The organism is Streptomyces sp. JJ66, assembly GCF_019303495.1.
GTDB lineage: Bacteria > Actinomycetota > Actinomycetes > Streptomycetales > Streptomycetaceae > Streptomyces.
In genome coordinates, this window is sequence record NZ_JAEVFI010000020.1 from 75,014 (window position 1) to 88,852 (window position 13,839).

Below are 13,839 nucleotides of genomic sequence, written 5' to 3' on the forward strand. Positions count from 1 at the left end.
GGCGGCTTGCTGCGCGGCCCGCTGTGCTTCGGCCAGGCGGGCGGCTGCTTCCTGCGCGGCGGCGAGATCGGCGGCCGCTTGCTGACGAGCGGCTTCCATGGCCGCCGCTTCCGGGGTCACCGCGCACCACCCGCGGTAGCGGGGGCGGCGAGGCGGGCGCGCATCTGCGCCACCGTGCGGGGCGCGCACCGCCCGGCGGCGGCCGCGCGGCGGTCCCCCTCGGCCACCAGGCGGGCTAGCAGTTCGTTCAGCGCGTCGGCGCGGTCGTCGGCGCGGTGTTGGAGCGACCGGCCGGGCTCGCGCTGCGGCAGCGGCGGCAGCGCGGGCGGGTTGTCGGGGATTCGGTCGTGCTGGGGCTCGGGCTCGGAGCCGAGCACCGGCCGTGAGATCGTGGTGGTCACAGGTGTCTCCTTGTAGTGGTGCCTGTGCGCGTCGCCCGGGGCGCAATCCCGGGCGACGCATCCTCATCTGACTGCTGTACGAGCAGCCACGGCCGCCCCCAGCCCGATGTTGCGGGTGGGAGCGGCCGTGGTCGTTCGTGTGCGGAGCGGGTCAGCCCGTGCGGCGCTTTGGGTGCAGCGTGGTGAGCGGGACCGGCGGCGCGCCCTGCGGCGCATCGCCGTCGGGCAGCTGCGCGCGTCGGGTGTCGGCGTCGCGGACCGCCGTCTCGCTCGACGCCCACTGCCCCTTGCGCCGCAGCCACTCGGGCTGGCCGTCGCCAGGCTGGTCGATCATGGGCGTGTGCTGTTGCGCGGCGATCTGGCTGACGGCCGGGGCAACCGCGACGCTGGGCTTGCGGCGCACGGTGGTGCGGCAGCGGTGGACGGTCTCGGCGTGTCCGGTCTCCAGACGCTCCTGCCACGTCCGGACCGTGATGTCGACGCTGACCAGGCGGTTGCTGCCCAGGCGGCAGCGGACAGCCGGGGCCTGGCCTGCGGTGATGGGGCCGTGCGGCACCACCTTCGGTTTCCTGGTCTGCAAACCGGTGATCGGCACCCACGTCCCGCAGTCGGGGCAGACCAGCGACGCGCAGGCGGGGCGCAGGTCGTACTGGTGGGGCCGGAGGGTGGAGAGGACGAGCGCGGGGCGTGCGTTGACGGTGCGGGAGCGGGTCCGGCTCCGGCGGGGGCGGGCGGTGGGCTCGAGGGTGGAGGGAGACATCTGGACTCCTCATGGGGCGGAGTTGCGGGGGTGCGGGTTGCGGTGCTCTCTCCGCCCTGCGGGCTGCACGGCACGGGGCCGGCGTCCCGCAGGACAGACAGCGCACAGCGCTGTGACGTGCACACAGTCGTCGCGGCCGTCAGGCTCCGGAGGAGTTCGGTGGTGCTCTCGCGTCCTCAGCTCGCTGAGGACTACTCCGGCCGCCCCCGAGAGGCGGACGACTACTGCGGTTAAGGGGGTGTTTACTCGGTGCTCCCGGAGGATCACCGAGGAGCTGCTGCTCAACCGTGGTGGGCAGCCGCACAACCTCGAAGGTAGAGACGCCTAACCCAAGTGTCAAGACACTTGCTACTCATCTTGACTAATGTCAGGATGGGGCCTTGAAGAGTTGACGCGTCTAGCCTGGAGACACGTGACGGACAGGAAGGAGATCGACTATGACTGCCAGCAGGATCGTGGCGGACATCCGCCAGGGCATCGCCGACGGGCAATACCGTCATGGCACCCGCCTGCCGAGCGTGCGCGACCTGGCCGATCAGTACGGAGTGAGTCAGCAGACCGCGGCTGCCGCCTACGCGGTACTTGCCGCTCTCGGGCTGGCCCGCAGCGAACGAGGAAGCGGTACGACTGTGGCGGCAGGACCGGCTGCGGATGCCTACCTCGGCACCTACACCCCTCCAGACCTCGATGCGCCTGGGGCGCAGGCATGGCGAGCAACCAACGAAGGAGCCACAGCCACGGAGGAGACGACGCTGGTCCGCCAGATCGTCGCCACCGACGAGATGGCCGAGTGGGGTATCCCGTCGGGCAGCGACGTAGTTGAGCGGACGCGAATCCGATCGCTGGAGGGGATCCCGGTACAGCACAAGATCACCGTGGTGCCCTACGATCTCGCCTCTCGGCGGCCTGAGGGCTATGAAGGGGTGCCCCCGATGCTGGCCCCCGTAGGGGCGGCACCGATGAAGCCACCGCGCGGGACCCGAGTCGCTGACTGGCTGGGATGGGACGTACAGAAGACCGACTGCGCGATTACGGCCGAACCGATGGCAGCCGATGCATGCACGGCGCTGCTCATGCCAGAAGGCTCCCCGGGCTTTCGGGTCGTCAACGTCTCCCGAGATGGGGCCGACAGTGTCGTCTACGCCACGGTGACCACGGCCCCCCTTCACCATCGCGTCACGATGGAGATCATCGGCTAACACCCGGGGACGGGCGGTGCGCTCAAGGGTGGAGGGAGACATCTGGACTCCTCATGGGGCGGAGTTGCGGAGATGCGGGTCGCGGTGCTCTCTCCGCCCTGCGGGCCGCACGGCACTAGGCCGGCGTCCCGCAGGACAGACAGCGCACAGCGCTGTGACGTGCACACAGTCGTCGCGGCCGTCAGGCTCCGGGGGAGTTCGGTGGTGCTCTCGCGTCCTCAGCTCGCCTGAGGACGTGCCCTCAGGCGAGCTGTGGGCTACCCCGGCCGCCCCGGAGGGCGGACGACTACTGCGGTCTTACGGCCGGCAAGGTGCACCAAAGGTGCAGGTGCAGCACCGGCTACGCCCCGCATCCGGCTACTCACCGCATGCTGGGGCACCTCGATTAGAACCCTGCTATTGCCCCGCAGTCAACATGTCTAGCTAATTTCTTTCCTGAACCCCACTTGAGCTGGCCTTTTCTGGGCGTAGTTAAAGCAGATCGAGCCGCCTGTGCGTCCCGGCTTTCGGGGAAGAACTAGACATGCGATGCTGTGAGCACCGGGCAGCGAGATCCGCTGTCCTCACGACGCGCATGGGAGGGGGAGTAGTGGCTACCAAGCAGAAGGAACCTGGGAAGGTCGAACGGATCGCATCCGAGATCCGGGCGAAGATCGAGCGGGGCGCGCTCGCGCCTGGGTCGCGCCTGCTTGGCGTGCCTCAGCTCCAGCAGGAACACGGCATCGCCTATCAAACTGCGCGCGACATCTACGGCCTGCTCGAAGACGAAGGTCTTGTCTTCTCTCGTCGCGGCAAGGGAACCTACGTCTCGCTTGTGATCGACAAGATCATGTCGGATCGAACCAGTCGATACCAGCCCGGCTTCCGCGAGGCCGACGGCGCTGTCGGCGCGTTCGAGGCCGAGATGCGGGCAAAGGGGTTCGACTTCAAGAACACCGTCACCATCGCCAGGGACGTACCGCCCAAGAAGGTCGCCGGCATCTTCGAGATGCATCACCGGGCGAAGACCTTGAAGCGCGAGCGAATCATGTCCGTGTTTGTACCCGGCAACGCTGAAGCGCTGGAGGTCGTCCAGGTGGCGACATCCTGGATCCCTGCGGATGTCGCCGACGCCTGTCCCGCGCTCGCCGCCGTCAAGACCGGCACGGGCGGCAGCAAGTCCCGCATGGCTGAGGCCGGATTCGCGCAGGTCCGCCTCCGGGAGGAGATCGAAGTACGTTCCCCCACCCGAAAAGAGGCGGCAGCTCTCGGCATCGCCGCCGAGCAGGCCGTCATGGAGATCACCCACATGGGACTGACGGCCGAAGGCCGGGTCGTGGAGATCTGCCTGCACGTGCTGCCTCGTGCCAAGTGGCGCCTGTCCTACGAGTGGGCCATAGACACGCCGGGAACCGGCTGACCAGCAAGAGACACCCAATCTTCCGACATAACACCAGCAAGGAGCATCCAGCACATGGCTAGCAACCGAATCGACGACAGCGGCGTGATCCTGCGGGACGCGCGCACTCGGTACACCGCCGACCAGCGCGAAGAGAACGGGGCGCACGGTGCGTTCGACGCCGAACTGCGCCGATCCGGCCGCACCCCGCGCACCGAGGTCGCTGTCAGCCGCACCACTGCGCCGACGGATGTGGCTCAGCTCCTGGGCGTCGACGGTGACGTCGTCGTGCGTGCCCGAGAGATGTTCGATGGTGAGCGAGTCATCCAGCTCGTCACCACGTACATCCCGGTCGACGTCGCCGAGGCCGCAGGCATCGAGCAGGTGGACACCGGCGTCGGCGGCATCATCAGCCGCATGAAGGAGGCCGGGTTCGACCAGGGCGACACCGCCGTGGAGGACGTCGAACTCCGTCCCGCCACCTCGGAGGAGTCGGCTCGCCTCGGTCTTCCCGAGGGAGCGGACATCCTCACCATCAATCACGTTGGCATCGCCGACGGGCGCGTGGTCGAGGTGACCCAGCACGTCCTGGGCAGGGACTGGAAGCTGCGCTACGCCGCTCCGCTCGCCTGACGAAGTGCCTCGGGCGCCCCGGTCTCGCCGGGGCGCCCGTACCACTGGCCCCTTCGAGTCCTTGGAGACCGATCCCCGCATGAACACCGAGAAGCGGCTCACTGCCTCCGAGCTCGTGGACGAGATCCGCAGCTCCCTCACCGTGACCAACGGGTGGATCCCCGCACTCTCGGGCCCGGACGGTCCGGTCGGCGTACTCGAGGACGCTCCCCTCTCCGAGATCGCGCGGCGCTTGGACGAGTTCGCGGACACGCCGACCCTGCTCCCCGCCGTTACCGAGCAGCTGCGCCGGGCCGGGGAGTCGGCCGCCGCCGCGATCTCCGCGGACTCCACCACGGCGTACGGCCACCTGGGAGCCGCGTACGCATACGTGATCCAGGCGCATCGCGCCGCTGGCGACGTCACCACCAGCTGATTCCGAACCCCGCAACCATCGCGAAGGAGGAGCCGTGAAGCACCCGTTGCGTTCGTCGCTCGCGGCTGTCGGACGGGACTCAGCATGGACCGTTCCTCTTCCACTGGTACGGGGATCAACTCGTGAACGGCACTCACCGTGCGCCACCTGGGACGCTTCGCAAAGTGACGATCACCGGTGACGCAGACCGATGCGGTGCGTGCACTGATGGTCCGGCTCCCCGACGACCAGGCCGTGAGCGAGCAGGACTTGCTCCGGCAGTGGAAGCGCTGGGATTCGGGGGACGCGCAGCCCCTCAAGTACAAGTCAGCTATCGCTCAGACCTTCGGCACGACGACGGGTGCTTTCTTCCCTGAGCGGTCTCGCCGCGACGGGCGTGCCGAGACTTTGCAGGCCAGCGGCATGGACACCGTGGACATCATCGCCCGACTGCGGGCCTCCGACGTTGACGTGGCCACCCTGGATGCGCTGCGGATCACGGCGGACCGGCTGTGCTGCGAGTACGCGTACATGCCCACCGACCAGCTGCTCGTTGAAGGCAAAGCGTGGCTGGCCCGGGTCGTCGGACTCCAGCACCAGCGAGTGAACCTGGCGCAGCATCGCGAGATCATCGCGCTGGCCGGGAAGTTGTCGCTCCTGGTTGGCTGTGTCGAGTACGACTCCGGGCGCCCGCGCGACGCGGAGGCGACTCGGCAGGCCGCGCTGATGCTGGGTGAGGAGGCGGGGGAGGTGAGCGTGCAGGGCTGGGCGCACGAGATGCGTGCCTGGTTCTCCCTGACCCGGGGCGACTACCGCGGTGTTATCGCGGCTGCGGAGGCTGGCCTCGCTGTGGCTCCGCGAATTGCGGAGTGGCCAGTGAGCGCGTCCTCAACCCGCAGCAGGCCCGCCCCCTACCGGACATCGCCGGCCGGGGTAGCGGTGTCTCGTGACGCGGTACGACCCATCTCTGCCTCGGGGCTGACGGGGTCTCGGTTCTCACTAGCCGTAACGACACGTTGCCCCCAGGCGCCCCACGCGGCGCGGAGGGGGGGTAGGGTGACGCCCAAGCTTGATCAGAAAACTGATGTGGCCCCTCCCGGCTTGCCGGACGGGGCCACATGGTGGCCGGGGGACTTTCTTGGCGGTCAGTCCCCGAGGCCAGCGACCACCCTTTAGAAGACAGTTAGGTGATCGACGTGATTCAGGGTACCCGTACCCGGCTCCACACATACAGCACCCCGCCGTGGGGTCAGCGATGCCTTGAGCGCTGGCCCGTCGACGGGGCGTTCGTGTTTTCGAGCGCACCCAACCAGCCCTCTGCCGAGGGGGTTGGGATGACGTAGGTGTAGGGGCGGCCTCTGCCGCCCGGGGCCTGTGCACTCGCGGTGACAGCACTCACCACGGCTCAGCGCCCCATCTGCTCTCCGGTTCGGCCTGCCACAGCCTCCCGGAGGAGTTGTTCGACCCGGTGCCACCCGGTTTCGAACAGTTCGATCTTCAGGTTCTTGGACGGAACCACAAAGCACCACGAGGGCCTTTGTCGTGCCCTCCCTTTCGAGAGGAGCCGTGCTCATCATGCACGAGAGGGCTGACATCTGTCAGCCCCGGCAGGCCCGTAAGGGCCGTGTCGGGGCCTATCACGTGACGAAGGTCACCTATGCGGGGGCGAGGTGGGGTCACACCACCACCCTCTCGGGGAGAGAACACACCGTGCACACCGTCCGCCACCGCCAGTGCCTCCGGGCCGCAGTGGACTCCAGCTCGTCCCAGACCGCCGCGCGCACAGGACTCTGTCCACAGGCAGACTCCGGTCGGCTTGCGCCCATGTACCGCTCTACGCCCGCCTCCGCGTCCAACGGCCAGACGTGTTCCGAAATTGACCTGGCCGCAGCTGTCACACCGAAGGCGTTCTCGACGCCTGTAGCAGGTGTGAACGAAGCACCCTCCACAGCCTGCCTCCCTGCCCGTACGCCCTCGTGCGCTGACCTGCCGGTCAGCCCGCACGCTGCTCCCAGCCCTTCCGCCGCGATGCTGACGGAGGCGCGCCGATGAGCTCTTCGCCCCTTGGCGACGCCGTCCACGTCGCACCTGAGCCGCCAGACTACGCCGTCTTCCCCCGTCGCCTGGTTTGCACGCGGGGGCTTCAGCCCGAAGACCTTGGTGTTCTCGCGTTGCTTTTCCTGCAGCCTCACCAAGAGTGCCCGTCCGTCGCAGCGCTTCTATCGGTCATGCGGGACCTCGGCTGGGATATCGACCGTGTGCGCCTACGTGAGGTGTTCGACCGGTTGCAGCAGGCCGGCCACCTGGAGACCGTTACGGACGACAGTCCGGCCACTGGCCAGAGCGCCCGGCGCCTTGTGCTCCGTCAGCGGCCCTGGGCCGAGGTTCCCTCCTCCCTGCCCGCCCAGGCTGCCCCAGCCTTGAAGAAGACGAGCTGGGTCTACGCCATCCAGCAGACCCTTTCCGGCCGCGTGAAGATCGGCCATAGCCAGGACCCTGCAAGGCGCCTGAAGGTCCTCAGCACGAGCTCGCCGGAGCCACTGAGGCTGGTCTGGCAGACAGAAGGCGGCGTAGCGCTGGAGGAGTATCTGCACACCGTGTTCGCGGACCGTCGCCTCAACGGCGAGTGGTTCGACTTCACCGGACTCGAGGCAGAGCAGGCTGTCGAGCAGGCCGCTGCTCGCTTCGGGGGTGAGCAGTGAGCACCGAGAAACGCGACGGCATCGTGGACGGCGCAAGCCGGATCGTCCAGAGCCGGGCGCCCGCGTCCGGCGTGTCGGTTCCCCGGCATCTGGGGGCGGGATCTGACCTGGCCCATTCTCTGGACTACGTCGTGATGTTGCAGGTGATGTTCAACCTCGCGTCCGGTATCGAGTGCACGCCTGTGGCGGTGTGGCAGCAGCTCCAGCAGCGAGGCATCCGCTCTGCGAAGGACGCGAAGGAGCTGGTCGGCAGGAACGAGGTCTACGAGGCGTTCGGCCATCTTACGGACGCCGGTTTGCTGATCGGCGGTGTGCTGTGAGTACGGCAGTCGTGGAGCACGGACAGATCACGGCGAAGGGCCCGGTGAGTGGTGTCCACGTGCACCACCACATGGTGTACGGCCCACAGGCGCTGCCTGTGCAGCTGGACCTGAGGGTGGTGATCGAGGTGATGTTCATGCTCGGTGAGAAGGCTCGCCAGGGGGCGGAGGACGAGCCACTGACGGTTACCCCCGCATCGGTGATGAAGCGCTTGCAGGAGCTGGGCGTGGTCAGCGGCAACGGGAAGGTCGTGGGCCGGGACGCGGTTTACGAGTCCTTCGCTCGGCTGCGGGAGAAGGGCTATCTGCGACGGATCGAGCCGCGGGAGCGGGGCAAGCGCGTCGGTCCGGTCAGCTACGAGTTCTACGAGTGGCCGACCTGGAACCCCGACTGGACGCCTGAGCCGTCTACCGAAGACACGCAGGTCAACGCCACTTCCGGCAATACCGGATCCGGCAATGCCGGAAGCAGGAAGCAGAAAAGGACAAAAACTCGATCTGCGCAGGTCAACGCCACTTCCGGCAATACCGGATCCGGCATTGCCGGAAGTGGCACCCTGGAAGAGGTGTTTCCGCAGGTCGGAGCCACTTCCGGCAATGCCGTTCCCCCCCCACACCCCCCGGAGGAGGAGGTAAAACCTCCTCCTCCCCCTACCCCCTCCAGCACCAAGGGGTCGCTTCCGTCACAGCGGGAGGAGGCGGAGGCGGAGTTTTCCTCCGAGGAGACGACCGCTGCCGCTCGGTTCCTCCAGGGCATGGAGCGGTGGCAGCCGGGAGCCGCCACCGCACGCAAGTGCGCCCCTCGCCTGCTGCGGGCGATGCGCGAGCAGGGCTGGCCGACGCTGGCCGACATGGCCGACGCGCAGCGGGCCCTGCTGGAGACCGAGATCCTCAAGAACACCGACCGTGCGAAGTCGTGGACGAGGTGCTTGCCGGGCTGGGTGGAGGACTTGCGGCTGTACGGCAAGGTCTCGCATGCCGCCGGTGGCAGCGGTGAATCGCACGGCGCTGGCGGGCGTGAGATGTGCCCGGAGCACCCGCGCCGCTACCGCAAGGGCTGCCTGGAGTGCGCTATGGCCGTCCCCGATGACTGATCAACGACGTGCGGGCCGCTCCCACGCCCGGGAGCGGCCCGCTAAATCCCCTGCACGCTCTACTGGACAGGAGACCACTAGTGTCCACCATCCCGCAGCAGCAGACCGCTGACGGCTCGTTCACCCGCACGCCTCCGCAGAACCTCGAGGCCGAGCAGGCCGTGATCGGCGCGTTGCTCCTGGCGGGCAGTACCGGCGGCCACCGGTACTTCGCCGAAACGCTGGAGACCGGCCTCAGCGCGGAGGACTACTACCGGCCCGCACACGCCACCATCCACCACGCCATCTACGCGCTGCACGAGGCCGGTGAGCCCGTCGACGCCCTGACCGTCGCGGATGAGCTGACCCGGCGCGGGGAACTCACCCGCGTTGGAGGCCCCGGCTACCTCCACCACTGCGTCCAGGCCGCCCCCACCGTCGCGCACGGCCCGGACTACGCCGAGATCGTGCGGGCCAAGGCCTACCGGCGTGGGGTGATCGAGTCGGCGCAGCGCATCCTGCAGTACGCCTACAGCGAGGAAGGCGAAGAAGAGGAGGTGCGCGCGCTGGTCGAGCAGCAGCTCACCGAGATCATCGCGGGGACCCCCGGCTTGCATGAGGCGCCGCCTTTCGTCCGCGACCTCTATCTGGAGTTCGTGGAGGAGCTGGAGGCCGTCCAGGACGGCAAGCGCATGGGCCTGACCTACGGCTTCGCCGACCTGGACACCGCGACCTCGGGAATGCACCCGGGCAACGTGACGGTCATCGCGGCACAGTCCGGCGTCGGCAAGTCCACACTGGCACTGAACGCCGCCGTCGCCGCCGCCAAGACCGGCGCCCACGTGCTGTTCTCCTCCCTGGAGATGAGCGCCACCGAGCTGATGCAGAAGATCACCGCCGCTGAAGGAAAGATCGCGCTGCACCACCTCACCCACCAGGGTGGCCTCACCTCCCAGGGCTGGGAAACCGTCCACCGGCTGGGCCCGGAGCTGTTCAGGACGCTGCCGCTGCGGATCTACCGGCCCGACGGCGCGTCGCTGGCAGACATCGCGTCGGCGGCGCGCGCCTGCGCACGCGACGCCGGCCTTCAGCTCCTGGTGGTCGACTACCTGCAGCTCGTCGAAGTCGAGCAGCGCCGCAACATCACCCGCGAACAGGCCGTCGCATCCGTCTCCCGCGGCCTGAAGAACCTGGCGGTCGAACTCGACAGCCATGTCATCGCCCTGTCCCAGCTCAACGACGACGGCCTGATGCGCGAGTCGCGGGCCATCAAGAACGACGCGAGCGTCGTGATCAAGGTCAACCGGCCCGACGTGGTTGAGCCCGAATCAGCGCGTGCCGGTGAAGTCGACCTCGTACTCGACAAGAACCGGTTCGGACCGCTGGCGACCGTGACCGTCGCCAGTCAGCTCCACTACAGCCGCTTCGTCGACATGGCCCGCGTCTGATGAGCGCGTGTGTAGGGTCTCAGATTTCGCGGCACAATCTCATCTCCGATGGCACATCGGCGGCACTGAGCTGTTCAGGACGGGATGCAACGTTTAGCGCACACCGAGGCGGGGCGCTGCCTATGCTGACGAGCACTCATCTAACGGTTGGATGCGCCGGACTCGGCGCCTTTCGCCGAAGGGGTCGCCATGCCCATGCGAATCGGTCCCGGTAACGCCTCCCACACTCTGGTGCGGAACACCCGTGGCAGATGCCGCTGGTGTGGGAACCCCGTGGAATGGCGCGACTCCTTCGACCAGGGCAGGGTCCCCCTCATGCCCCAGTGGTTCCCGGCCCGCAAGATTCCCCCACGGTATCGCTGGCATGTCGAGACCGGCATCGCCTTCCTGGGAGCACACCCCAACGACCTGGGACGCTGCCGCGTCAAGCACTCGACGGTGTGCCCCGCGATCGAACACGAGGATCTGACCGATCCGGTGATGCTGCAGATCGTCTCCGCACTCGGCGTCGCACAGCAGAAGTTCATCGCCCGGGGATTCGTCCCCGCCCCTCCCGCAGCCAGCGAGGCAGAGGTACAGGAACCCGACCCGCCCAGCGCCGCCCGCGCCGGCGGCCAGCGGCACATCATCGCCTACTGCCGCACCCTGCGCATCGCCCCAGGCCGTATCGAAGACCTGCGCTGTCTTGCCACCGCCAGCACCACCGCAGAGCGCTGCAAGAACTTCGTCTTCGACGCAGCAGAAGGCGCCTGGACGAAGGTCGAGATCCCCGAAGACAAAAGCCGCGCCGGCCAGACCATTCTCAACATCACCGGCGGCTACATGTGGGTGTGGGCCCTGGACGCCCTCGACTACCAAAACAGCGCACGATGGATGCGCCAGCGCTGCCCCGACCACGCCACCCACGCGACAGCTCCCGACGCCCGCGACAACGAACTGGTCACTTTCGACCCCAAGCGCCACGGCGACTTTGTCCTCGCACGCCGCCCCACCGGCTACGACTACCAGCCACTATCCCCCACACCAGAACCGGACGCACCACTACAGACCCGACAATGCGCAACCGACGGATGCCACAACTCCACGGTCATCAAAAACACCCCGGCTGACTGGCTCTGCTACCTGTGCACCCGCCGCGCCAGACGACGCCACGACACGCACCGCAAATGGCAGTCCGGCCAGCCCAACAACAAGAACCCACGGCAGTGAAAGGAGCGGGAGGATGAACTGTCCGGAGCCCATGAGCGACTTGGCCGGCGTGGCGTTGCGCTGGGCGAAGGAGGACGCTCGCTACCGCCCCCGGCAGGTCAGGCCCCCGCTCCGAACCACGCCCTGGCTCGCGGTGCTGAGCACTGCCGTGGAGGAAGTGCTCGTGAGGCCGGGCTGGATCACCGCCTCGAACTTCACCCTGCTCTGCAAGTGGCCGACCATCGTGGGCGAGCGGGTGGCCCCCAACCTTGCTGCCGTAGACCTCGACGAACGCACCGGTGTGCTGACCCTGGCACCAGCCTCACCGGCGTGGGCCGCGGAAGGGCGAGGGCTGGCCGACACGCTCGTCCGCGCGCTCAACCAGCGCCTGGGCACCCGGCCCATTACCTCCATCCGCCTTTTGCCACCGCCTCACGCCCCACGGCCGCGCCAGCTTATGGAACGCCCTTGCCCGCCGCTGCCGCGCCGCCCCGTGCCAAAGAGGAACGCGGGGCCCGCAGAGCCGGAGGTGGAGGCCGCTCGCACCAGGCAAGCCAGCATGGCCCGTGAGCCAACGACGGGACTGCTCCAAGAGACCCCTCGGACAGCCACCGCGGCGCTCCACGCCCGGGCGCTGGCACGGGCTCGAGCCGACCGCGCGCAACGCGAGCGGGACCAGCAGCGTGAGCACGCTGGGTAGGCTGGCCCGGTCACCCGTCCGGGCACCGCCAGGAGCCCGCCAAGCACAGCGCACCACCGCCGCCCTCGCCGCCCAGGCCGGCGTCCACCGCATGGCCCTCTACAAACGACATGCCGACCTGAACAACGAGTTCAACGAACGCAGTGGGAGCCGCGTGCCCGAGTCCACGACGCAGCCGGTACAGCCTCACCAGGACCTGAGCGCGGAGAAGGCGGTCTTGGCCGCGATGCTCAACTCCCCTGAGGCGATCGCCGACCTTGTCGAGCTGGTCGAACCCGATGACTTCTACCGCCCTGGGCACATCCTGATCTACACCGCGATTCTCGGCCTGTACGCCAAGGGCGAGCAGGTGGACGCTGCCACCGTCAGCGCGGAGCTGACCCGGCAGGGTGATATAGACAAAGCTGGTGGTCAGGGCTACCTCATCACCCTGGCCACCACTACCTCTCGGGGGAAGATCCGCGCCAAAGAGGCTCAAAGCGTGCGGGCTATGGCCGTGCTGCGGCGCACCAAGGCCGCAGCGGAGCACATCGAGGACCTGGTCGCCGACGGCACAGCCGAGAACGTGGAGCGCATCGCCGATACGGCCCAAGCGGAGATCTTCGCAGCCACCAGCCATCCGGGGGGCCTGCCGCCCGCCTATCCATTCCCTGAGGTCCTGGAGGTAACCCTCGATGAGCTCGAGGCCGTCGGCAGTAGCGGCGGCCAGATCGTTGGAGTCCCCACCGGCTTCGCCGACCTGGACTCCCTCACCAACGGCTGGCGTCCCGGCCAGCTCATCGTCATCGCTGGTCGGCCGGCGATGGGGAAGTCCACCCTCGCCAGCGACTTCCTGCGCGCTGCCAGCGTGCACCATCAGCTTCCCTCGGTCCTGTTCACCCTGGAATCGAGCCGCACCGAAGTCGCCATGCGCGTGCTCGCTGCCGAAGCCCGTATCCCGCTGCATAACATGCGTTCCGGTTCGCTGACCGACGGGCACTGGAACACTCTGGCCCGACACATCGCCCACGTCACTAACGCGCCGCTCTACATCCAAGACGGCGCATACGCAAACCTCACCGACCTGCGCGCCCGCTGCCGACGCCTGGTCGCTCAACACAACATCCAGCTCATCGTCGTTGACGACCTTCACATGCTCACCTACGGCACCCGCCCCTTCGCCTCCCGCTACGAAGAGATCTCCGAGATCTCCCGCGGCCTGAAACTCCTGGCGAAGCAACTCGAAGTTCCCGTTGTCGCGGTCTCCCAGCTCAACCGCGGACCAGAACAACGCTCCGACAAGAAGCCCCACCTCAGCGACCTGCGGGACTCCGGTGCTCTGGAAGACAACGCCGACCTTGTCATCCTCCTCCACCGCGAGGACGCCTACGAACGGGAAACTCCGCGCGCAGGTGAAGCCGACCTGATCATCGCCAAGCACCGCTTCGGGCCCCTGGCAAAGATCACCCTCGGCCACCAAGGCGCCTACGGCCGGTTCCTCGACATGGCGTAGCCACCGTGCCGCTGCTTGTCCGGTGCAAGGGCTCGTGGAATCCTCACCCCGCCGGGCCCGAGAGGGCGTACGCACCTGGCGGCTTCGGGCTCACACGACTGGGGCCATGGCGTCTCCGGCTGGTGCCGCGAGCAGTAGGTCGGGGCGTTTG

The 13,839-nt window shown here is 68.0% G+C and carries 14 protein-coding genes; 12 read left to right on the top strand and 2 right to left on the bottom strand.

Annotated elements, in window-relative coordinates:
- Positions 1 to 116: 116 nt before the first annotated feature.
- Both JJV70_RS15935 and JJV70_RS15940 read right to left on the bottom strand, forming a co-directional pair.
- Positions 117 to 401 (bottom strand): hypothetical protein, encoded by a 285-nt coding sequence (locus JJV70_RS15935; protein WP_219048642.1) that lies wholly within the window; start codon positions 399 to 401, stop codon positions 117 to 119.
- A 151-nt stretch (positions 402 to 552) separates the two neighbouring features.
- Complete coding sequence (locus JJV70_RS15940; RefSeq protein ID WP_219048643.1) at positions 553 to 1,161, bottom strand: hypothetical protein; 609 nt, start codon at positions 1,159 to 1,161, stop codon at positions 553 to 555.
- 437 nt (positions 1,162 to 1,598) lie between these two features.
- Here JJV70_RS15940 and JJV70_RS15945 point away from each other — a divergent pair, with 437 nt between their 5' ends.
- The 12 genes from JJV70_RS15945 to dnaB all read left to right on the top strand — a co-directional run bounded on the left by JJV70_RS15945 (position 1,599) and on the right by dnaB (position 13,688).
- Complete coding sequence (locus JJV70_RS15945; RefSeq protein ID WP_219048644.1) at positions 1,599 to 2,360, top strand: GntR family transcriptional regulator; 762 nt, start codon at positions 1,599 to 1,601, stop codon at positions 2,358 to 2,360.
- Positions 2,361 to 2,949: 589 nt separating this feature from the next.
- Complete coding sequence (locus JJV70_RS15950) at positions 2,950 to 3,759, top strand: GntR family transcriptional regulator (protein WP_308294836.1); 810 nt, start codon at positions 2,950 to 2,952, stop codon at positions 3,757 to 3,759.
- Between the two features lie 54 nt (positions 3,760 to 3,813).
- On the top strand, positions 3,814 to 4,371 hold the full coding sequence (locus tag JJV70_RS15955) for a UTRA domain-containing protein (RefSeq protein WP_219048646.1): 558 nt from the start codon (positions 3,814 to 3,816) through the stop codon (positions 4,369 to 4,371).
- A 79-nt stretch (positions 4,372 to 4,450) separates the two neighbouring features.
- On the top strand, positions 4,451 to 4,786 hold the full coding sequence (locus JJV70_RS15960) for a hypothetical protein (protein ID WP_219048647.1): 336 nt from the start codon (positions 4,451 to 4,453) through the stop codon (positions 4,784 to 4,786).
- Positions 4,787 to 4,963: 177 nt separating this feature from the next.
- Entirely contained in the window at positions 4,964 to 5,941 is a 978-nt protein-coding gene (locus tag JJV70_RS15965; protein ID WP_219048648.1) for a hypothetical protein, read from the top strand.
- 872 nt (positions 5,942 to 6,813) lie between these two features.
- Positions 6,814 to 7,467, top strand: a complete 654-nt coding sequence (locus tag JJV70_RS15970; RefSeq protein ID WP_219048649.1) for a GIY-YIG nuclease family protein — start codon at positions 6,814 to 6,816, stop codon at positions 7,465 to 7,467.
- A complete protein-coding gene (locus JJV70_RS15975; RefSeq protein ID WP_257574037.1) occupies positions 7,464 to 7,787 on the top strand; it encodes a hypothetical protein in 324 nt (107 codons plus the stop codon). The genes JJV70_RS15970 and JJV70_RS15975 overlap by 4 nt, the downstream gene beginning before the upstream one ends.
- 11 nt (positions 7,788 to 7,798) lie before the next feature.
- The gene (locus JJV70_RS15980; RefSeq protein WP_308294837.1) at positions 7,799 to 8,881 is read left to right on the top strand and encodes a pentapeptide repeat-containing protein; all 1,083 of its coding nucleotides are present in this window, start codon (positions 7,799 to 7,801) and stop codon (positions 8,879 to 8,881) included.
- Positions 8,882 to 8,961: 80 nt separating this feature from the next.
- Entirely contained in the window at positions 8,962 to 10,308 is a 1,347-nt protein-coding gene (locus JJV70_RS15985) for a DnaB-like helicase C-terminal domain-containing protein (RefSeq protein ID WP_308294838.1), read from the top strand.
- Positions 10,309 to 10,503: 195 nt separating this feature from the next.
- A complete protein-coding gene (locus JJV70_RS15990) occupies positions 10,504 to 11,517 on the top strand; it encodes a DUF6083 domain-containing protein (RefSeq protein ID WP_257574050.1) in 1,014 nt (337 codons plus the stop codon).
- Positions 11,518 to 11,548: 31 nt separating this feature from the next.
- Complete coding sequence (locus JJV70_RS23535) at positions 11,549 to 12,196, top strand: DUF721 domain-containing protein (RefSeq protein WP_219048652.1); 648 nt, start codon at positions 11,549 to 11,551, stop codon at positions 12,194 to 12,196.
- Complete coding sequence (gene dnaB / locus JJV70_RS16000) at positions 12,180 to 13,688, top strand: replicative DNA helicase (protein ID WP_219048653.1); 1,509 nt, start codon at positions 12,180 to 12,182, stop codon at positions 13,686 to 13,688. The genes JJV70_RS23535 and dnaB overlap by 17 nt, the downstream gene beginning before the upstream one ends.
- The last annotated feature ends 151 nt before the right edge of the window (positions 13,689 to 13,839 follow it).